The organism is Algibacter ulvanivorans (genome assembly GCF_048381495.1).
Lineage (GTDB): Bacteria > Bacteroidota > Bacteroidia > Flavobacteriales > Flavobacteriaceae > Algibacter_B > Algibacter_B ulvanivorans.
Genome location: NZ_JBLWGD010000002.1, coordinates 643,466 through 663,118, shown reverse-complemented (window position 1 = coordinate 663,118; position 19,653 = coordinate 643,466). Strand labels below are relative to the sequence as shown.

Annotated in this window: 20 protein-coding genes and 1 other RNA gene; 11 read left to right on the top strand and 10 right to left on the bottom strand. The window is 30.9% G+C overall.

Features of this window, described 5'->3' with window-relative positions:
• A partial coding sequence (locus tag ACNG5D_RS08420; RefSeq protein ID WP_418183058.1) for a VWA domain-containing protein occupies positions 1–1,882 on the bottom strand: 1,882 nt, incomplete at its 3' end.
• Positions 1,883–1,924: 42 nt separating this feature from the next.
• A complete protein-coding gene (locus ACNG5D_RS08415; protein ID WP_418183057.1) occupies positions 1,925–2,452 on the bottom strand; it encodes a hypothetical protein in 528 nt (175 codons plus the stop codon).
• A 261-nt stretch (positions 2,453–2,713) separates the two neighbouring features.
• Here ACNG5D_RS08415 and ACNG5D_RS08410 point away from each other — a divergent pair, with 261 nt between their 5' ends.
• The 4 genes from ACNG5D_RS08410 to ACNG5D_RS08395 all read left to right on the top strand — a co-directional run bounded on the left by ACNG5D_RS08410 (position 2,714) and on the right by ACNG5D_RS08395 (position 7,095).
• Positions 2,714–3,202, top strand: a complete 489-nt coding sequence (locus ACNG5D_RS08410) for a SixA phosphatase family protein (protein ID WP_418183056.1) — start codon at positions 2,714–2,716, stop codon at positions 3,200–3,202.
• Between the two features lie 125 nt (positions 3,203–3,327).
• Positions 3,328–5,394, top strand: a complete 2,067-nt coding sequence (ppk1, locus tag ACNG5D_RS08405; protein ID WP_418183055.1) for a polyphosphate kinase 1 — start codon at positions 3,328–3,330, stop codon at positions 5,392–5,394.
• A gap of 1 nt (position 5,395) precedes the next feature.
• Positions 5,396–6,301: a Ppx/GppA phosphatase family protein gene (locus ACNG5D_RS08400; protein ID WP_418183054.1), complete on the top strand. Its 906-nt coding sequence runs from the start codon at positions 5,396–5,398 to the stop codon at positions 6,299–6,301.
• A gap of 191 nt (positions 6,302–6,492) precedes the next feature.
• The gene (locus ACNG5D_RS08395) at positions 6,493–7,095 is read left to right on the top strand and encodes a porin family protein (protein WP_418183053.1); all 603 of its coding nucleotides are present in this window, start codon (positions 6,493–6,495) and stop codon (positions 7,093–7,095) included.
• A 13-nt stretch (positions 7,096–7,108) separates the two neighbouring features.
• Here ACNG5D_RS08395 and ACNG5D_RS08390 read toward each other — a convergent pair whose 3' ends face one another.
• From ACNG5D_RS08390 to dnaX, 3 genes are read right to left on the bottom strand one after another with little or no spacing between them, the layout of a single operon-like run.
• Positions 7,109–7,690: a MiaE family protein gene (locus tag ACNG5D_RS08390; protein WP_418183052.1), complete on the bottom strand. Its 582-nt coding sequence runs from the start codon at positions 7,688–7,690 to the stop codon at positions 7,109–7,111.
• 3 nt (positions 7,691–7,693) lie between these two features.
• Positions 7,694–8,278, bottom strand: coding sequence for a DUF4738 domain-containing protein (locus ACNG5D_RS08385; RefSeq protein ID WP_418183051.1), 585 nt, complete (start codon positions 8,276–8,278; stop codon positions 7,694–7,696).
• Positions 8,271–10,001, bottom strand: coding sequence for a DNA polymerase III subunit gamma/tau (gene dnaX, locus ACNG5D_RS08380; protein ID WP_418183050.1), 1,731 nt, complete (start codon positions 9,999–10,001; stop codon positions 8,271–8,273). Before dnaX ends, ACNG5D_RS08385 begins: the two co-directional genes overlap by 8 nt.
• Positions 10,002–10,339: 338 nt before the next feature.
• Between dnaX and rnpB the strand changes: the two genes are divergently transcribed.
• An RNA gene (gene rnpB, locus ACNG5D_RS08375) (RNase P RNA component class A) lies at positions 10,340–10,660 on the top strand.
• Between the two features lie 84 nt (positions 10,661–10,744).
• Here rnpB and ACNG5D_RS08370 read toward each other — a convergent pair.
• The 5 genes from ACNG5D_RS08370 to ACNG5D_RS08350 all read right to left on the bottom strand — a co-directional run bounded on the left by ACNG5D_RS08370 (position 10,745) and on the right by ACNG5D_RS08350 (position 14,255).
• Positions 10,745–11,494, bottom strand: a complete 750-nt coding sequence (locus tag ACNG5D_RS08370) for a hypothetical protein (RefSeq protein ID WP_418183049.1) — start codon at positions 11,492–11,494, stop codon at positions 10,745–10,747.
• A 21-nt stretch (positions 11,495–11,515) separates the two neighbouring features.
• On the bottom strand, positions 11,516–12,019 hold the full coding sequence (locus tag ACNG5D_RS08365) for a nuclear transport factor 2 family protein (protein WP_418183048.1): 504 nt from the start codon (positions 12,017–12,019) through the stop codon (positions 11,516–11,518).
• Positions 12,020–12,176: 157 nt separating this feature from the next.
• Positions 12,177–12,716 (bottom strand): 16S rRNA (guanine(966)-N(2))-methyltransferase RsmD, encoded by a 540-nt coding sequence (gene rsmD / locus ACNG5D_RS08360; protein ID WP_418183047.1) that lies wholly within the window; start codon positions 12,714–12,716, stop codon positions 12,177–12,179.
• On the bottom strand, positions 12,716–13,537 hold the full coding sequence (locus ACNG5D_RS08355; protein ID WP_418183046.1) for a DUF3822 family protein: 822 nt from the start codon (positions 13,535–13,537) through the stop codon (positions 12,716–12,718). The genes rsmD and ACNG5D_RS08355 overlap by 1 nt, the downstream gene beginning before the upstream one ends.
• Positions 13,521–14,255 carry a hypothetical protein gene (locus ACNG5D_RS08350; protein ID WP_418183045.1) on the bottom strand — a complete coding sequence of 245 codons (735 nt, stop codon included), beginning with the start codon at positions 14,253–14,255 and terminating at the stop codon, positions 13,521–13,523. Before ACNG5D_RS08350 ends, ACNG5D_RS08355 begins: the two co-directional genes overlap by 17 nt.
• Positions 14,256–14,382: 127 nt before the next feature.
• Here ACNG5D_RS08350 and ACNG5D_RS08345 point away from each other — a divergent pair, with 127 nt between their 5' ends.
• The 6 genes from ACNG5D_RS08345 (at position 14,383) to ACNG5D_RS08320 (ending at position 19,653) form a co-directional block, all read left to right on the top strand.
• A complete protein-coding gene (locus tag ACNG5D_RS08345) occupies positions 14,383–15,807 on the top strand; it encodes an ATP-dependent DNA helicase (protein ID WP_418183044.1) in 1,425 nt (474 codons plus the stop codon).
• A gap of 20 nt (positions 15,808–15,827) precedes the next feature.
• A complete protein-coding gene (locus tag ACNG5D_RS08340) occupies positions 15,828–16,403 on the top strand; it encodes a DUF4126 domain-containing protein (RefSeq protein WP_418183043.1) in 576 nt (191 codons plus the stop codon).
• A gap of 75 nt (positions 16,404–16,478) precedes the next feature.
• Positions 16,479–17,207: a 3-deoxy-manno-octulosonate cytidylyltransferase gene (gene kdsB, locus ACNG5D_RS08335; protein WP_418183042.1), complete on the top strand. Its 729-nt coding sequence runs from the start codon at positions 16,479–16,481 to the stop codon at positions 17,205–17,207.
• Positions 17,198–17,902 carry an HAD family hydrolase gene (locus ACNG5D_RS08330; RefSeq protein WP_418183041.1) on the top strand — a complete coding sequence of 235 codons (705 nt, stop codon included), beginning with the start codon at positions 17,198–17,200 and terminating at the stop codon, positions 17,900–17,902. The genes kdsB and ACNG5D_RS08330 overlap by 10 nt, the downstream gene beginning before the upstream one ends.
• Positions 17,903–17,904: 2 nt before the next feature.
• Positions 17,905–18,522, top strand: coding sequence for a CatA-like O-acetyltransferase (locus ACNG5D_RS08325; protein ID WP_418183040.1), 618 nt, complete (start codon positions 17,905–17,907; stop codon positions 18,520–18,522).
• A 48-nt stretch (positions 18,523–18,570) separates the two neighbouring features.
• The gene (locus tag ACNG5D_RS08320) at positions 18,571–19,653 is read left to right on the top strand and encodes an iron-containing alcohol dehydrogenase family protein (protein ID WP_418183039.1); all 1,083 of its coding nucleotides are present in this window, start codon (positions 18,571–18,573) and stop codon (positions 19,651–19,653) included.

Here is a 19,653-nt window from a genome sequence, read left to right as displayed (position 1 = left end):
CGGTCCAAGTGACCGTTGTTTCTCCTAATGGGAATGAGGCAGGTGCATCATTAGATATGGATGTTGTGTTACAGTTATCATCCACAGTAGGCGTTCCAAGATTGACATTAGCGGCATCTGTAGAACAAGCATTAGCATCGACATTTACAGAGATATCATTAGGACATATTATTGTTGGATTGGTAGTGTCTAGAGTTGTTTGAACCTCAAAACTTTCAGAGGCTGTACAACCAGAATTAACATCAGTTACAATAATAGTGTAAGTACCTTCAGATAAGTTTGATAAATCTTGAGAATCTATATCTGGATCTTGTAAACCATTATTATCCCAGTCGTACGAATAATTTCCAGTACCACCAGAAACACTAATGTCTAAAGCTCCATCATTTTCGCCTATGCAACTTTCATCTGTTTTTGATGTTAAGCTAATAATTAAAGCAGAAGGTAAAGTTAAAGTATTAGAAGATCGTTGCAAATCTGCTAAAGTACAGCTACCATTACCATATGATCCAGAGTAAATTAAATCAGCTGTAAAATCACCTTCAAATGCAGTACTTCCTGTATAATTAAAAGTGCCGTTTTGTGAATTTGAAGTGCCTACTTGATTACCATTTAATTTAAAAATCCATTGAAACGAATCAGAGAAAACATTACATCCTCCTTGATTTAAAGTACTAGAATAAGAAATTGAATTTGTACAATCTATTCGTGATATAACTGGATTTATAACAGGGCAAGGTACACAAAAACTAGGGTTAGTGAATGTAACCGAAGTTGTGTTACAGCTAGAATCTTCATAATTCATTACAGATGTGCCAGCAACCTGATTACTACATGCATTAATACCATCAGATTCAATAGTATAATTTAAAGTAATAGTTTCGTTATATAAATTAGATACAAACCATGAAATAGTATTACCAGAGTTTGAAGCAGTACCTTTGCTAGCATTTAAAGAGCCAGGAACTAGGCTAAAGCCATTTTGTAAAGTATCTGAAATTAAAGATTGTGAGGGTAGTTGTGTTGCAGCTGGTACTAATTGCCCTAAAATTTGACTATAAATACCGGCTAAATCGGCATTATTTTCAGTAGAAAAAGCCCCTCCATTCTGTATTCCGTTAAGGGTATTTAATGCTATGTTTTGTTCTGTACCACTAATAGCTCCTACAAGACCAATAGTAAATATGGTTTGATTGTAGTCTACTCCAGAAACAGTTGTAGTTTGAGCATCTATTCCAGCTTGAATAGCCTCTGTTTGACAAGATGTAACTGTTGTTGTTGAATTACAAGAACTAAAGCCAAAACCTGTGTTTCTTCTTGTAGAAACCCCGTCAGATAAAAGGATGATACTTCTTGATGTTGTACAATCAAAGGTTCCTGTATTTGTTAATACATTATCAGCTTTAACAATGCCATCTTCTGTATTTGTTGCACCACCAGTTACAATACTGTTTATTGCTGCAATTACTAAAGCTTGTCCACTACTATCGGTTAAGCCAATATTTACAATAGCAGTACTGCTAAAACTAACTACCGAAACTCTATTTAACCCAGTTGGGTTGTTGGCAGGTAAAAAGAAGTTGTTTACAAAATCTATGGCAGCATCTTGAGCAAAATCAATAGGTTCTGGGTTAGGACCAAAACTCATACTACCAGACCTATCTATAACAAGTACAACTTCTTGAGGGCGAGAAGGTGGATTTCCAATAACTTCAAGCGAAATATCAAACTGATTACATTCTGTGTTGTTTTCAACAGCGTATTTATTAACTGTAACTTCCTGTGCAAATACGGTGCTAAAAGTAAAAAATAAGAAAGCAGCTAGAATATAATTATTTAGCTGTTTCTTATATATGCTTTGAAAAAGTAATTTACTACTCATAAATATATTTTTTAAAATTAATTCCTTTTAGGAATCACAATTTTAATTTTCATTGGGGTCAGGTATAAATACACTTAAAATAACTTCTGCAGTAGAAGCATTACAATTTATAGAACTTGCTTTAACTTCTATACAGCTCCAAGTGTTATAAGGAGTGCCTTCAGGAATCATAGCATTAACAATAAATTCTTTTGATTGTCCAGCATCTAAAGTGATAGTATTACTCTGTTTTGTTTTTTTGTTAGCATATTTCAAGGAATTATTCATTTTAAAAGAAACAATAACATCTGAGTTTTTTGAAGCTGTTCGTCTTTGTAAATTTTCATTTGGATTGTTAGAGCATGGTGATGATAAATTTAATGCAGCTAATTTATAAGACGTAGTAGTGTTTGAAGTATTTGTAAGGGTTAACTTAAAATTTGCACCATCTGCGTAAGCCGATTTAAAACTTCTATTTTTTTCAACAGTAAGTTCAGCAGTACAATTTATGTCATCTTCTATATGCTTATTGTTAATTGAAGATGGAATACTAGTAAAAAGAGTAATTATAATTATAAATATTACTTTCATTGTTTTAATTTTTTTTCTAATTAATTAGACACAAAACATTAATTAAAGTCACTTGTTTAGGCGTTTGTAAATCAGCGTTTTATTTTTTATGTATGCTTTTTATTGTACTTATTTATTGTTGTCTAATAATTAGTTTTTATATACTTATGCTTTTACAGATGTTATTTACTATATTTATTAACCATTTTAGAGAACAAATAAATTGAATTTTATTCATAAAAACAACTTTTTGTCGATAAAAATTGCATTTAATCGAATATTTTGAAAAAATTAATTTTAGTAAGACATGCGAAATCATCATGGAAACATGATGTGATAGATCATCAAAGACCGCTTAAAAGTAGAGGGGTTAATGATGCTAATTTGGTTTCAAATCGTTTAAAATTAGATTGTAATAAAATCGATTTGTTAATCTCAAGCGATGCAAACCGAACAAAATCTACAGCCAATATATTTATAGCAAATTTGAATCTAGATAATAATATAGTGCGTTTTAATCATGATTTATATGATTTTTCTGGAGAAGACCTTATAAAGGTTATTGAAGAATGTAACGATAAAGTAAACTGTTTAATGGTTTTTGGGCATAATCATGCCATAACAGCTTTTGTAAATATTTTTGGGTCTGTGCATATAGATAATGTGCCAACAAGTGGTGTGGTTGTTATCGAGTTTAATTCTAAAAAATGGAGTTCTTTAAAACAAGGACAAACTTTAAAAACAATATTCCCAAGAGATTTAAAATCTTAATTTAAAAGCGGATTAGTTACCAAAACATTAAATCTTTAAAATAATGCGTAGCTTAGCTATTAAAATCAAGTTTTTTAGTCTAAATAGAATATATTTGTTTAACAAAATAACAGAAACAATAGTTAATGACTAAACCTGAAAACTCCAAGAGTAACAGTTACATAAATAGGGAAATAAGCTGGTTACAATTTAATGCTAGAGTACTGCAAGAAGCAGCCGACGAAACCGTTCCGTTAATAGAAAGATTACGTTTTTTAGGTATTTTTTCAAATAATTTAGATGAATTTTTTAAAGTGCGTTACGCTACGGTTAAACGTATTGTTGAAGCAGGAAAAGGAGGCAAAAGCGAACTAGGAGGTATAAGAGCTAAAGAACTTTTAGAAATTATAACCCAAATAGTTATAAAGCAACAAAGCGAGAGTGTAGCTATTTTAAATAGCATAGACGATAAGTTAAAAGAAGAGGATATTTATGTTATAGATGAAACTCAAATTGACGAAGCGCAAAGCGAATTTATTAAAACCTATTTTTTTAAAACAGTTAGCCCAGCTTTAGTAACCATAATCCTTAACGATTCGGTTGTATTGCCAAACCTAAAAGATAGTGCCGCTTATTTAGCAGTTCGTATGTTAATGTCTGGCGATAAAAAACAATTTGCATTAATTGAAATACCAAAATCTGTAGATCGTTTTGTAGTACTACCTAAACAAGGTAACAAAAGCTATATTATTATGGTTGATGATGTTTTAAGATATTGCCTGGGCGATATTTTTAATATTTTCGATTATAAATCTATCTCTGCTCATATGATTAAAATTACCAGAGATGGTGAGTTAGATTTTGAAAGCGATTTAAGTAAAAGTTTTATAGAAAAAATATCCGATAGTGTAAAGTCGCGCCAAGTTGGAGAACCAGTTAGGTTTGTATACGATAAAACAATACACAAAGAAACATTACGCTATTTAATGTCTAAAATGGGTATTGACGATACAGATAGTATAATACCTGGAGGGCGTTACCATAATAGGCGAGACTATATGAGTTTCCCAAGTTTAGGAAGAACAGATTTATTATACGATAAAATAGAAGCATTACCTGTAAAAGGGTTAAGTATGCAAGACAGTATATTTAATGCTATATCAAAGAAAGATTATTTAGTACATGCGCCTTATCAAACATTTTCTTATGTTGTAAAATTTTTAAGAGAAGCTGCTTTAGATCCTAATGTAAAAACAATAAAAATTACAATTTATCGTCTTGCAGAAATTTCTCATGTAGCAAGTTCGTTAATTAATGCGGCTGTTAATGGTAAAACGGTAACAGTATCTATAGAACTTCGTGCCAGGTTTGATGAACAAGCTAATATAAACTATGCGCAACAAATGAAAGACGAAGGCATTAATTTAATATTTGGAGTAACAGGACTTAAAGTACATAGTAAAATGTGCGTTGTAGAACGTCAAGAAGGGAAAAAGGTTAAGCGCTATGGTTTTATAAGTACAGGAAACTTTAATGAATCTACAGCTAAAATATATACCGATTATACCTTACTAACTTCAAATAAAAAGATATTAAAAGACGCTAATAAAATTTTCGAGTTTTTTGAAACTAATTATAGAATATACAGGTATAAGCATTTAATAGTATCTCCACATTACACTAAAAATTCTATTTTTAAATTAATAAATAAAGAAATAGATCATGTTAAAGCAGGTAGAGAAGGATTAATTAGGCTTAAAATGAATAGTATTTCCAGCTACCCAATGATTGATAAGCTTTATGAAGCAAGTAGGGCTGGAGTTAAAATTCAAATGATAGTAAGAGGAATTTGTTGTTTAATACCAGGTATAGATGGTATGAGCGAAAATATAGAAGTTATTAGTGTTGTTGATAAATTTTTAGAACACTCAAGAATTTATATTTTTGGAAATAATGGCGATTCAAAACTTTATATATCCTCTGCAGATTGGATGACAAGAAATATTGAAAATAGAGTAGAGGTAAGTTGCCCTATATACGACCAAGATATTAAAAAGGAAATAATAGACACATTTAATATTAGTTGGAATGATAATGTAAAAGCTAGAGTATTAAATGATTCGCAAGAAAATGAGTATCGAGTAAACAACAAATTAAAAGTAAGATCACAATTTGCTACTTATGATTATTATACTAAACAATTAGAAAACTAATATGCTTTCAATAAAAAAATATGCTGCCATAGATATTGGGTCAAACGCTGTAAGATTATTAATTTCAAATATTATTGAACAAAAAGGAAAACCAGTTCAATTTAAAAAAAATTCTCTTGTACGTGTGCCTATTCGTCTGGGAGCAGATGTTTTTATAAAAAATAAAATTTCTAAAGAAAACACACAACGTATTTTAGATACCATGCTGGCATTTAAACTCTTAATGAAATCGCATAAAGTGGTTAAGTACAAAGCATGTGCCACATCAGCAATGCGAGAGTCTGCAAATGGTAAAAAAGTAGTCGATTTAGTACTAGAGCAATCGGGAATAAGTATAGATGTTATTGGAGGCGAAGAAGAAGCAGCTATTATTGCTGCAACCGATTTAAACAAATATATAGACCCAAATAAAACTTATTTGTATGTAGATGTTGGAGGAGGAAGTACAGAGTTTACAGTTATTGATAAAGGAGAGCAAGTAGCATCAAGATCGTTTAAAATAGGTACAGTTAGGCTTTTAAATGATATGGTTAAAAAAGAAACCTGGCAAGATTTACAATTCTGGATAGAAAACAATGCTAAAGGTTACCATAAAATTGATGTAATAGGTTCTGGCGGTAACATTAATAAAATATTTAAAGTTTCTGGTAAGGCTATGGGTAAACCACTTTCATATTTTTACATGACATCTTATTACAATATGCTTCAAACATACTCTTATGAAGAACGTATTACAGAGTTATCATTAAATCAAGACAGAGCCGATGTTATAATTCCTGCCATGCGTATTTATTTGTCTGCTATGAAATGGAGCGGAGCAAAAAACATATATGTGCCAAAAATAGGTCTTGCAGATGGTATTATTAAAAGCATCTATTATGATACAGTTTCGAGCAATACACAGTAAAATTATGCACTTTAGCTTGTATAATTGTAGTATTTTAAAATTATAATATATATTCGTGGCTGCATAATTACTATTAATAACAACCCAAATCTATTAATATTGAAATAAGCCTGTTTAACTTATATTGCCCTCAACTTCAATATATTTGGCAAATTACATCTGAATAGATTTAAATAATTAAAAGCAAACAGATGAAAAAATTACTACTATTAACAGTACTACTTAGTTTTATATTTCAAGGTTTCGCCCAAGATATTAAGGAAGTAACAGCTTCTCAAGAAATTAATGATTCTGTAAAAGTTAAAGAAAAATGGTCTGCTTCTAGCGGAATTAAGTATGGTATTAGAGCTGGTTACACAATCTCTCATTTAGATTTTGAAGACACGCCAATAATGGAAAATAAGCATAGAAACAGTTTGTATATTGGCTTTATGGCAAATATTGGTTTATCAAGAACATTATCAATAGTTCCAGAAATTCAATTTTCAGCTGAAGGTGCAAATGAAGAGCTTTTACATTTAGATTATATACAAATGCCCGTTTTGTTTAGATTTAGATTTAGCGAAAAATTTCATGCAGGTATAGGGCCTCAAATAGGTTTAAAAGTTCATAAGTATGAAGACGGAATGAAAAACCTTGCTTACTCTGCTGTTATTGGAGCCGACTATAAAATTAACTACGCTATTTTTGTTGATGTTAGATATAACTATGGTGTTAGAAATGTTTTTGATGAAACATCTGGCATTGTTGCAAAAAACAGAAATATACAATTAGGCGTTGGTTATAAGTTCTAATTTTTTAGATGTTTTAGCCATGAATAGCTTCGCTATTTCCTAAGTTACTAATAATTTTACTTTCATATTCTAGAAGTTGTTGCCATTTAGCATCAACTTCTTTTTTTTCGCCGTATTGTCTTGCAAAACCCAAAAACATGGTATAATGGTTGGCTTCACTTACCATAAGCTTTCTGTAAAATTCGGCTAATTCTTTATCTTCTAATTCTTCCGATAATAATCTAAATCGTTCGCAACTCCTAGCTTCAATAAGTGCAGCATATAGTAATCTATGTACTAGTTGCGTAGTTCTACTTCCTCCTTTTGGAAAAAATTTAAGAAGCTCAATAACATAATCATCACGTCTATCGCGACCCAAAGTCCAACCGCGCTCAATAATTTTGTCGTGTACCATTTTAAAATGACTAATTTCTTCTTTTACTAGAGCAGTCATTTCCTGTACTAGTTCGGTATATTCTGGAAAACTAACTATAAGTGAAATGGCCGTGCTAGTGGCTTTTTGTTCGCAAAAAGCATGGTCGGTAAGAATTTCTTCAATGTTTTTTTCAACAATGTTTACCCAACGCGGATCGGTTGGCAATTTTAGTCCTAGCATATATTATACAGTATTTGTAATACGATTGGTGTTTTTTATTGTTAAAGTCCCATCGGAATTAATTTTTAATACAAAATCTTTATAACTTTTTGTATTAGGAATATAAAATGAGGTGTTTATAAACACTTCGTTTTTGGTAGAAATATCATGATTAATCCATACATATTGCATTATAGCATTTTGCCAAAAAGATGGTTTTTCAAAATTTGAAAAAAGCTTCTTATTAATAACACTTTGGTTTATGGTTAAACCATTTTTTAAAACATGAAGTTTAGCTTCAAAGTTTTTGTAATACGTATTTGTTACTTTGTTTTTATTGTTTTTTGTTTTTAAAACAAAACTATCTTTAATTGAAGCGTATTTAATTTTTATTTGAAAACCAGAACTCAAAATAGTATCTGTATGTATCTCTACTTTATTGTGGGGTATAAATATAATTTTCTCGCTAAAGGTTTTGTATTGATTGTTTTCTATTAAAACTTGCGCATTTGTTTTATAAATTTTATCTCTTCCATCGCAACTTAAAAACGCGATTAGTGTTGTTATAAAAAAAATAGAAAACGTATTATGGTACAGCTGTTTAAACATCTAAATCGAAAGTTTTTCTTAAAAGATCTATGTTTGGGTTTTTTTCTTTTAATTTTTCAAATTTATCTTGTGGTGTGTAAGCGTATTTTTTTTCCATAACTTCATTTACTGTTATAGATAATGAAATGTCATAATTGCTAAGCGATTTTCTAATATAACCTAAAAGGTCAAATTGTTGTCTTTCAAGCTCAACTTTATTTGTGGCATTTGGAAATTCTAAATGCGCTATTGTTCCTTTTACTTTTGGAACATCGATAGATAAAATGGATGCTAAATTGTGTTTCCCATCCGATACAAGTTTTTCTGTGTAGGTATTCCAAACCTTAATAAAATCTGACTCTGTAAAGGGTTCTTTTGGTAAGTTTTCTTCATCAACTACCACCTCCATTTGTTTAATTTGATGCTCTTTTTTAGCTTTTATACTTTTTAAAGATAAACCAGATTGTCTTTTAGCCCCTTGTTTTAAAACAATTTTTGGAGGTTCGTTTACTTGAAATTGTTTTGGGGTTTGTGGTGTTTTTTTTACAACTGGGGTTTGTTCTATTTTTTCTTTGGTTGTTGTATTTACCTGTTTTGCTTGGGGTTTTGTAACAGGAATTGGTGTAATTCCTTTTTTAACAAAGTAAGATGCGGGAATTATGTAATGTTTGCTATTTTTTTTTTCTCCATCATGAGTGATAGAGGCAAGTTGCATAAGGCATAATTCAACAAGTAAGCGTTGATTTTTACTTGTTTTGTATTTGAGGTCGCAATCGTTTGCTAATTGTATGCCTTGTAAAAGAAACTCTTGCGAGGCTTTTTTAGATTGTGTTAAGTATTTTTGTTTAGTTTGGTCACCAACCTCCAGTAATTCTATGGTTTCTGGTGTTTTACTAACCAATAAATCTCTAAAATGAGATGCTAGACCAGCAATGTAATGATGACCATCAAAACCTTTTGATAGGGTATTGTTAAATTGTAATAATAGTTCTGGAATTTTATTTTCTAAAATTAGATCGGTGCTAGTAAAATACGTTTCGTAATCTAGAACATTTAAGTTTTCGGTAACGGCTTGTCTAGTTAAGTTTTTACCAGAAAAACTAACTACTCTATCAAATATTGAAAGCGCATCACGCATGGCACCATCTGCCTTTTGTGCAATAATATGTAGTGCATCATCTTCGGCTGTTATGCCTTGCTCTGTGGCTATATATTTTAAATATTCTTTAGCGTCTTTAACGGTTATGCGTTTAAAATCAAAAATTTGGCAACGCGATAAAATGGTTGGTATAATTTTATGCTTTTCGGTTGTGGCTAGAATAAAAATACAATGTTTTGGGGGCTCTTCTAGGGTTTTAAGAAATGCATTAAAAGCAGATTGAGATAACATGTGTACCTCGTCAATAATATAAACTTTATATTTTCCTACTTGTGGTGGTATTCTAACTTGGTCGGTTAGGTTTCTAATATCATCAACCGAGTTGTTTGATGCAGCATCTAGCTCAAAAATATTAAAAGCAAAATCTTCGTTGGTATTTTCATTACCATCACTATTAATCATTTTGGCCAAAATACGCGCACAGGTGGTTTTACCAACTCCTCGAGGTCCTGTAAAAAGTAAGGCTTGAGCTAAATGATTGTTTTCAATGGCATTAAGTAATGTGTTTGTAATGGCTTGCTGGCCAACAACGTCTTTGAACGCTTCTGGTCTGTACTTTCTAGCCGATACAATAAAATGCTCCATTGATAATTATTAAAGTAACAAAGTTAAAAATTCAGTTTTGAAATTGAAATTTTGAATTAAGAATTTAATAGGAGTTATTAACAAACAGTAATGTAATTAATGACTTGTTGTTTTTAATGTTTAGTATTGAATTATGAGGTGAATATATAGATTTACAAAAAGTATTTAGGTTAAGCTTATTATTAACAAATAAGCCCGCGTTAAGGATTGTAGTGTAAAGCCCACAGCCTGACGTAGGAAGTGCGAGGACTTGCAACGTAAAGCCTGACCCTTTTTTGGGTAACGCCCAAATATTTAAATAAGTTTAGATTTTAGTGTTTGTTTATTGTAATTTTGCGGTAGTAGATCGCCTTATCGCTGTTTTGTTTTTTCAGAATGGAGGAAAGTCCGAACACCGTAGTGCAACATAGTGGCTAATAACCACCAGCCGAGAGGTTAGGAAAAGTGCAACAGAAAGTATGTACAGGTCATGCTGTAGTGAAACCGGGTAAACTCTATGTGGTGCAATGTCATGTAAACCAACGTTTGAGGGCGGCACGTTCGATTTGTTGGAGGGTAGGCAGCTAAAGTGTTTTGGTAACAACGCACTAAGATAAATGATAAGGGCATGTGTTTTTTAAGCATGTGTACAGAATTCGGCTTATAGATTTACTTATGTATAAAATAAACCCTTCTTTATTTGTTTAAAGAAGGGTTTTTTGGGTTAAACTGGTTGATTGTTAAGTTTGGTAGATTGTTTAGTTTTATTCTTTTGGTTGATAGGCTAAATCTGGACGCATTTCGCCGGTATATTCTTCAAAACGCGATGCGTAATCTAAAACTTTCTTGAAGGTTTCCCAGCGTTCTGGGCCTAAAACAGTTTCGTTGGCTTTGTTTTTTGTAGCTGCGTCTATGCGGTCTTTAAATGATGCGGCTACTAAGTAAAACTCTTCGGTTGTGCCAAAACCATTTCTGTAAATACGATAATGCAATGTCGATTTTTTTTCTGCATACATGTTTTTTACGGCTAACATACCTTCTCTTATTTTTTTTGCATTTTCTGGTGTAAAGTAGATGTAAAACCACTCGCGGTAGTTTTGCCCTTCTTGGGTTAATGTTATACCTTCAGGCATATAGGATAGGTCTTCTATTAAAGCTATGGTATAATTGGTGTGTGTGTCGTAACATTTATCGAACTCGTCGAACATGTTACCAAATTCGGCTCCCATTGTTTTTGCCATATCTGCAAATGGGTTTTCATCAAGTTCTGCAAATTTTTCTATGGGTGTTATGTATAGATATTTTAAATCGTCGGTCGTTGCTGTTGCCCAAGAGGTTTGTGCATTATGCTTTTTACAAGCTTCATTAAATTTTTTGGCTATAGCTTCGTATTGCATTATCATGGATGGTTTAACATTATCTTGATGGATAACAAATCTTTTTTGAGCTTGTGTTATGTGTATAGTGAAACATAGTATTATGCTTACTAAAAAGTTGGTTTTAATTGCTTTCATAATTTATGTGTTTAGGTTGGTTTAATCTTCGGTTGTTTGCTCGGTTTTAGCTGCTGCTATTTCTTGAAGGTTTGCGATAACTTCAGACGGATCCCAGTAACCATATTCTTCAACTATTTTGCCATTTACAAATCTTGAGGTTAAATGCACAAATATTACAACATCTTTATTATTGCCTTTTAATGTTGCTTTCCAATTTCCCCAAAAGTTAACCCATGTTTTTCCTTCGTCGTCTACTACCATTTCATATATTTGACCTTCATCTAAAAATGCTCTTTTAGAGTAGTTTACATCGTTTTGTTGATGGTATTTTGCTACGTCTTTAGAGTTCATAAAAGCCTTGTTAAACCTTGTTTTTGATGTGTCGGAATAATGGGTAATTGCTGTAGCGTAATCTTTATTATTATAGGCTTTAATTAATGTTTTTACAGCATCAATTTCTGCAGAGTTTTGCGTGTAGCGTTGTGTTTTATTGCAATTAAATACAAATACACTAATAAAAATAAGTAAAATAATTTTTTTCATTTTGTTTATGGTTTTAAAGGTTGGTATTAATGTTTAACCATAAACAATATCAAAAAAAAAGGAATGTTTTTTTTGATGAGAGGAAAGTATGTATAGAGTACGGGACTCTTAAGGAGAGTTCTAAAGTACTGAAAAAAAATGAGTTATAAAAATAATATTACGCGTTTTCAAAAAAACTAAAAACATTACCGCCGTAACTTTTAGAGTACGAATAGTTTTTTAAATTTTCTAAATTAGTGTGTTTAGAGTGCTCTACAATTAATAGGCCATCTTCAAGTAATAAATTATTTTTAAATACGAGCTCTGGAATTTTGGCAAATTGGTCGTCGCTAAAATTGTAAGGTGGGTCGGCAAAAATAATATGAGTTTGAATGTTGTTTTTTTCTAAATACTTAAAAACATCGCTTTTAATGGTTTGAATGGGCATATCAAAGCTTTTGGCTGTTTGATTTATAAATTTAAGACACCCAAAATCTTGATCCACACATGTAATGTGTTCTGTGCCTCTTGATGCAAATTCGTAACTTATATTACCTGTTCCTGCAAATAGGTCTAGTACCGATATTTCATCAAAATAAAAATGGTTATTTATAATGTTAAATAACGACTCCTTAGCCATATCTGTTGTTGGGCGAACGGGTAGGTGTTTTGGAGCTACAATTTTTCTACTTTTATATATGCCTGATATAATTCTCATTAAAAACTTTTTAATAATGTAAAGTTTGAATATTCTGATTTGGGTTTACTTTTGTATAGGTATGTATCGTTTCTGTTACCAAAATTTATATTTCTAACATATTTATAAGTGATGTTATACAGTATGTCGTTTTTAGAAATTTCGCCTAAAAATATTAGTTGGAATGTTTCTGGATCAAGCTGTAATTGTTCAGCAGTAAATAAGATGTAATATATAAAATCTTCTTTAGTGTGGAATGTAAACGTATTGTAAAGTATTAATTCGTTTTTATTAAAAACTAATATTTCAAAATGATTATGGTTAACGTTAATATAAACAGCATGTGTATTAAAGTCTTGCGGATGTTGCAATATAGATTCTATTAATATGGTTGAAACATGCTTAAAAATAAATGAGCCAAATTTGTCGTATATATAATTATTAATATTAGTGTATGGCACATAAACATTTACACTTTTGTTTTCTTTAATAGCATCAAAAGCTATAAAATCTGATTTTAATATTTTAGAGTTAAATTTTAAATAATCGGCTAAATGGTTTTCGTTAAATAGAGGTTCTGGTACTAGTGTAGATAAATCATTATCATGTACAATATTTACATTTGCAAAGTTGCTTTTAAGACTTTCTTCGCTTAAAAATAAAAGCTTTAACTTATCTAAAACTTCAAAAGGATTTAATTTTCTTTCAAAGGGGTATGTTTTTAAAAACTCTATGGTGTTAGAGTTTCTATTTAGTATAGAAAAAGAAAGTCCACTCAAACTTATTTGAATGGACAATTCTAGATTTGTTAGTTTGTTAGTAGTATTATTCGCTATCGCCATAAGTTTTAGGCCAGTTTCCACCAGTTTTAACTTCGTCCATAGAACCAACTTTTAATGCATCACCGTTAACACCGTCAACCGATACGATTTGGTTTTCTTGAACTAAAAGGTCTTTATTTTGGTCGTGTAAAATAACATTCTTTTTTACTAAAGCTTCAAAAACAGGAATTTTAATATTATTTTGTTCTACAAAGCCAGATTTCATTTCAAATTTTGCACCAGGTTCACCAACAGGTACATTCATCATGCTTTTATAACGGTTAGATGTTTTAAATAAAGAATCTTTAACCGAAACAGTACCTAAAGTATCAATAATTACAATGTCTTTAGTTGTATCAACACCATATCTTTTAGTTAATTCTACATCAATTATACTAGAATCTCTACGTTGTGTTAAGGTATATTCGGCAGTATCAATAAATTTAATTAAGCTTTCAAAATTGCCTGCAAAATTACCTGTTACTTGTTTATGTGCTAATTGAGAATCTCTAATGTCTTTTAAACTTTCAATAACTAATGCATAACGTTTGTTTTTTTCTTTATTGAATTGAATAGGTTCATATATTGACATATACGTTTGGTAACCTAAATACCCAATCAATAACCAAAGTACTATATTTAAAACTGGTTTAAATTTAGAAGGGATAAATTTGTCAACTAACTTTACCAAGCCAATTGTAACTAAAATTACTGCTAATGCAATTAGGAAAAATGTCATAGTGTATATTTATTAATAATTTGTTAATGGTATTTAGCAAATCTACAATTTTTTTTTAATCGTAAAAACCAAAGCGCATAAAAATCATTTCTATATTTGAATAATTTTTAATTAGTACCTATTTTAAATGACATCCTCGGAATTTTATTCATTAATAAAACAACAATTTCCATTCCAGCCCACAATTAAGCAAAACATTGTTTTACAGCAACTCGCACAATTTATATTTAATAATAGTCCTAATGTATTATATGTATTAAAAGGGTATGCAGGAACAGGTAAAACAACTATTGTTGGCGCTATAGTTACTAATTTATGGAAAGCAAAAAAAAGCGCAGTTTTAATGGCGCCAACGGGTAGAGCAGCCAAAGTTATTTCAAATTATTCGAAAAAAGAAGCCTTTACTATTCATAAAAAAATATATTTCCCTAAAAAGGAAGGTGCTAGTGGCGTGAAATTTGTTTTACAACCAAATAAGCATAAAAACACCATTTTTATAGTAGATGAGGCTTCAATGATACCCGATGCTCCTAGCGATTCTAAACTGTTTGAAAACGGCTCTTTATTAGATGATTTAATACAATATGTATACTCTGGCCATAAGTGTAAATTACTTTTAATAGGAGATACTGCGCAATTACCACCTGTAAAATTAGATTTAAGCCCTGCGCTTGATGAGCGTACTTTAGCTTTAAATTACGATAAAGAGGTAACACGTATGGAACTTGACGAGGTGGTTAGACAAGAACAAAATTCAGGTATTTTAGCTAATGCTACTTTTTTAAGAGACAGTTTGTCGAATGCATTTTTTGATACTTTTAAATTCGATTTATCTAATTATAAAGATATTGTTAGGTTGGTTGATGGTTACGAAATTATGGATGCTATAAACGATGCTTATAGTAATTTAGGTAAAGAAGAAACTGCAATTATTGTTAGAAGCAATAAAAGAGCAAACCTTTATAACCAACAAATTAGAAACAGAATTCTGTTTAACGAGCATGAATTAACGGCAGGCGATTATTTAATGGTTGTTAAGAATAATTATTTCTGGATTAAGCCAACTACCGAAGCTGGCTTTATAGCAAATGGTGATATAATAGAAGTTTTGGAAATATATAGCATTAAAGAACTTTATGGTTTTCGTTTTGCCGAAGTAAAAATAAGAATGGTAGATTACCCAAGAATGAAACCTTTTGAAACCGTTTTGCTTTTAGACACTATTGAAGCAGAAACCCCATCATTACCTTATGAAGATTCAAATAAATTATATCAAGAAGTAATGAAGGATTTTGAAGACGAAACCAGTAAGTATAAAAAGTTTATAAAAGTTAAAAACAACAAGCACTTTAATGCTTTACAAGTAAAGTTTTCTTATGCTATTACATGTCATAAATCGCAAGGTGGCCAATGGAGTACAGTTTTTGTAGAGCAACCTTATTTGCCAAATGGTATAGATAAAGAGTATTTACGTTGGTTATATACAGCCATAACAAGAGCTAAAGAAAAATTGTATCTTATTGGTTTTAAAGATGATTTTTTTGAAGAATAATTTTTTATAACTTTATAATTATGACTTTTGAAACCGTAATTAGTATTTGTTTAGGAATTGGTTTATCTGCCTCGGTAGGTTTTAGGGTATTTTTACCATTATTTGCATTAAGTTTAGCATCGTATTTTGATGTTTGGCAACTAAATGAATCATGGCAATGGATTGGCAGCACAGCTGCATTAATTACATTAGGAGTGGCCACTATTGTAGAAATATGCGCTTATTTTATTCCTTACATTGATAATCTATTGGATAGTATAGCTGTGCCACTTGCAGGACTTGCAGGAACCGCTATTATGCTATCTACAATTGCAGATTTAAGTCCAGTAATTACTTGGGCTTTGGCCATTATTGCTGGTGGTGGTACAGCCGCTGCAGTAGCAGGAACATCTAGTACAACACGATTAGCATCAACAACTACTACAGCAGGAATAGCCAACCCAATTGTTTCTACTATAGAAACTGGTACATCAATCATTTTGTCTACGGTTTCCATATTTCTTCCTATAATAGCATTAGTTTTAGTAATTATATTATTCATTGCCATTTTTAAGCTGTATAAAAAGTTTAAAGCACCAAAAACCCAAAACCTATAATATTTATACTATTTTTGAAAAGGCTTTTTATAGGTACAAAAAACGCATAACAAACACTAATTTGTATATAAATAGATGAAAATAATTTCAATGATTCCTGCCAGATATGCTGCTTCACGTTTCCCAGGTAAACTCATGCAAGATCTTGGTGGTAAAACAGTTATTTTAAGAACCTACGAAGCAACTGTAGCAACGAACCTTTTTGATGATGTTTTTGTAGTTACAGATAGCGCTATTATTTATAACGAAATTGTAAATAATGGAGGTAAAGCCATAATGAGTAAAAAAGAACACGATTGTGGTAGCGACAGAATTGCAGAAGCTGTAGAACCCTTAGATATTGATATTGTTATAAATGTTCAAGGCGACGAACCTTTTACCGATAAAGAATCATTAATTAAACTTATTGAAGCTTTTAAAAACGATAGTAAAAAAGAAGTCGATTTGGCATCATTAATGGTACATATTACTAATGAAGACGAAATAAAAAACCCTAATACTGTTAAAGTAATTGTAGATCAGTTTGATTTTGCACTATATTTTTCACGAAGCCCAATTCCGTTTCTAAGAGATAGTAATGTAAACGTAAAATATTATAAACATAAAGGTGTTTATGCTTTTAGAAAACAAGCAATACTAGATTTCTATAATCTGCCTATGCAAGTATTAGAAGCTTCAGAAAAACTAGAGCAATTACGCTATTTAGAGTACGGTAAGCGTATTAAAATGATAGAAACCAATGTTGAAGGTGTAGAAATTGATACACCCGAAGATTTAGAACGCGCAATAAAATTATGGAAATAGACTACCAAAACATTAAAGTAATTGGTTTTGATGCCGACGATACACTTTGGGTTAACGAAACATATTTTAGAGAAGCCGAAGCAGAGTTTAGCAAACTATTATCAAAATACGAAACACCTAATAAAATAGACCAAGAACTATTTAAAATAGAAATAGATAATTTACCACTTTATGGTTACGGTGTAAAGGCTTTTACATTATCTATGGTAGAATCGGCTTTACAATTATCTAACTATAATGTTTCAACAAAAACCATTCAATCCATTTTAAATATTGGTAAAAATATGCTTAATAAACCTGTAGAACTACTTGATGGCGTAGAAGAGGTTTTAAAAACATTATCAAAAAAATACAGAATAATATTAGCAACAAAAGGCGATTTATTAGATCAAGAACGGAAATTAGAAAAATCTGGATTAACAAAATACTTTCATCATATAGAAGTATTAAGTGATAAAAAAGAAGCTAATTATACTAATTTATTAAATCATTTAGATATAAAGCCTTCAGAATTTTTAATGATAGGAAATTCATTAAAATCTGATGTTTTACCTTTAGTAAACCTAAAAGCAAATGCCATACACGTTCCGTTTCATACCACTTGGGCACATGAAGAGGTTAGTGATGATGAAAAAAACGGAAAAGCCTATAAAACCATAAATAGTTTAACCGATTTATTAAAAATACTAAATTAGCTTTGAAACAAATAGATATAAATAATTGGAATAGAAAACAACTTTTCAATCATTTTAAAACATTTAAAGATCCCTATTTTGCAGTTACCGTACCATTAAACGTAACAAAAGCTTATGCATTTTCAAAAGCAAATAATATTAGTTTTTTTGCAAAATACTTACATGCATGTATGAAAGCCATGAATGCCATCGATAATTTAAAATATAGAATTGTAAACGATGCCGTTGTAGAGTTTGATACCATTCATGCTTCGGCAACAATTATGAGAGACGATAAAACGTTTGGGTTTTCGTTTATTAATTATAATGATAATTTAGAGCAGTTTATAAAAAACATTGAAGCAGAAAAAATACGTATAAATAGCTCGACCGAATTATATCCGCCTAAAAACAGTCTAGACTGTATTCATTGTTCTGCTATGCCTTGGATTAATTTTACAGGCCATAAAGAACCTGTTTCGGGGCATTTAGATTCGGTTCCTAAAGTAGCATTTAGCAAAGCTGTACAAATAAACAAGGCATTAATAATGAATGTGTCAATTAGTGTAAATCATGCTTTAGTAGACGGATTTCATTTAGGGCAATTTGTAGAAAATTTTCAACAAAATTTAAACCAATAAAAGTTTAATTAATGGTATTTTTACCCTTTGTAAAAGAAAATATATTAAATGAGTTATAAAAACTTTCCAATGGTGCCAAGAGTAATTTTTGGCAGAGGTAGTTTCAATCAGTTAAACGAAATATTGGCTTTAAAACGCCTTAGTATAAATGCGCCGTTTATTTTTTTAGTTGATGATGTGTTTAAAGGCAACCCATGGATAACTTCTAGAATATCCTTAGCATACGATGATAGAATTATATTTGTTTCAGCTGAAGAAGAACCTAAAACAACGCAAGTTGATAAACTCGTTGAAGATATTATTTTAAAATCAAAAGAGCGCCCTTCTGGAATTATTGGAATAGGAGGTGGCACATTATTAGATTTAGCAAAAGCTGTAGCTATAATGATAACTAACGATGGCGAAGCAGAAGATTATCAAGGGTGGGATTTAGTAAAAAACCCGGCGATTTATCACGTAGGAGTTCCAACCATATCAGGAACAGGAGCCGAAGTATCTAGAACAACTGTGCTTACAGGTTCTGAAAAAAAGTTAGGAATTAATTCTGATTACACACCGTTTGATCAGGTAATACTAGACTCCGAGTTAACCAAAGATGTACCTACGCAACAATGGTTTTTTACTGGTATGGACTGTTATATTCATTGTATAGAGTCTTTAACAGGAACTTATCTTAATACATTTAGCGAAACCTATGGTAAAATGGCGCTAGATTTATGTATGGAAATATTTCTTGAGGATAACCTTACAAAAGTAGAATCTCAAGAAAAGCTAATGATGGCTTCTTGGCATGGTGGTATGAGTATTGCTTATTCGCAAGTTGGGGTTGCACACGCCATGAGTTATGGGTTGTCTTATTTATTAGGTATAAAACATGGTGTAGGTAATTGTATTGTTTTTGATCACCTTGAAGAGTTTTACCCAGAAGGGGTTAAAATTTTTAAGCAAATGAAAACGAAACATAATATACAACTGCCACAAGGTATTTGTGCCAATTTAACTGATAACGAATTTAATGTTATGATCGATGTAGCTTTAAGTCTTGAGCCACTTTGGGAAAATGCTATTGGTAAAAACTGGAAAAAAATAATAACTAGAGAAAAACTAAGATCTTTATACCAACAAATGTAA